1 protein-coding gene and 1 pseudogene are annotated in these 1,350 nt (G+C 71.3%); one reads left to right on the top strand and one right to left on the bottom strand.

Annotation, left to right across the window (positions count from 1 at the left end; translation table 11 throughout):
- Positions 1-971 (bottom strand): IS110 family RNA-guided transposase (locus tag AC5LUJ_RS23420; RefSeq protein ID WP_493465792.1); only part of this gene is annotated, 971 nt, incomplete at its 3' end.
- A gap of 241 nt (positions 972-1,212) precedes the next feature.
- On the opposite strand from AC5LUJ_RS23420, the pseudogene AC5LUJ_RS23415 reads away from it, so the two are divergent.
- Positions 1,213-1,350: pseudogene (locus tag AC5LUJ_RS23415) on the top strand (IS6 family transposase); the annotation flags it as partial.

The following is a 1,350-nucleotide window of genomic DNA, read 5'->3' as shown; positions in this document are numbered from 1 at the left end:
GCATCCCAGCGCAGCCGGGAGAGCACGACCCGGTAGAGCGCGGCGTTCGCCTGGCGGTCACCGCCCCGGTTGAGCCGGTAGCGATGGGTCCGACCCGAGGACGCCGGCAGCGGGGCAACGCCGCAGAGCATCACGAACGCGGCCTCGGAGCGCATCCGGCCTGGGTTGGCGCCAATGGTGACGAGCAGCTGGCCGGCTGTGTCTGGGCCGACACCGTTGACCTCGAGCAGCTTCGGGCTGATCGTGACGACGAGCCAGTTTATGATCTTGTCGAGTTCGCGGATCTCGACGGACAACTGCTGATGGCGGCGCGCGAGGCTGCGCAGCGCGAGCCGAACCGCAACCGCGGGGTCGCCGGCCTGCGCGGCCGGGACGTCGGCGTCGGCGCAGACCTCGACCAGCCGCGCGGCCGTCAGGCCGGACAGCTCGGCACGCACCTGCTCTGGCGCGGTCACGACCAGTGCCTTCATCTGGCGCTGTGCGTCGGCGCGGTTGTCGACCGCGCCACGACGGGCCGCCCGCAGGGCGCGCAGCGCCTCGACCCGGCCGGCGCGGTCCTTCGGTTTCCCCGTCCGCCGGCCCGCCAGCGTCGCGCGGGCCGCGGCCTCGGCGTCGACCGGCTCGGACTTGCCCTGCCAGCGCAGGGTCTTGCGGTCCGGCCGGTCGATCTCGACGACCTCAACGCCGGCCGCGGCCAGATGCCGGGCCAGCCCGGCACCGTACGCGCCGGTCCCCTCGACTCCGACCTTCACCAGGACACCGAAGCTCCGTAGCCAGTCGAGCAGCTGGCCGTAGCCCGCCGCGGTCGTGGGGAAGTGTTCCACGCCGAGCGGCCGCCCGGCGCTGTCGACCGCCGCCGCCGTGTGACTGTCCTTGTGGGTGTCCACACCACCCGTGACCTCAGCCGCCTGCTGTGCCATCGTGGACGCCAGCCGTCCCTTCACCATCACCTCGACCGACAGGGGCGGCACGCACCAGCCGGGCGACGGACAAGACAGTGACGGGGCCTCTGGCCAGGCTCCTATGAGGTCACCCGCCCGTCCGGTGAGTGCACACGAACCCCGCGCCGGCACGGCCGACAGATCCCGTTCAGGACCCGCAGTCAGTCTGTTGCTGGGTCAGGCCGACCGGCGCGGGGTTCACGTACATCCTCACTGTCTGTTGCGTTGCTGAGGTCCGCCGTCTCGACGTCTGACCAGACATGATCGAGTAATGCGTCGACGTCCCGTCCGTCCACCGGTCCCCGCCTCGGAGTTCACCGGCTTCCGGTTCCCACCCGAGGTGATCGTGCTGGCAGTGCGCTGGTACCTGCGCTACGCCCTGTCGTACCGAGACGTCGAGGAACTCCTC

The organism is Protofrankia sp. CiP1_Cm_nod3 (genome assembly GCF_982290655.1).
The sequence above is the reverse complement of the archived record's forward strand: the minus strand, read 5'-3'. Positions and strand labels throughout refer to the sequence as shown.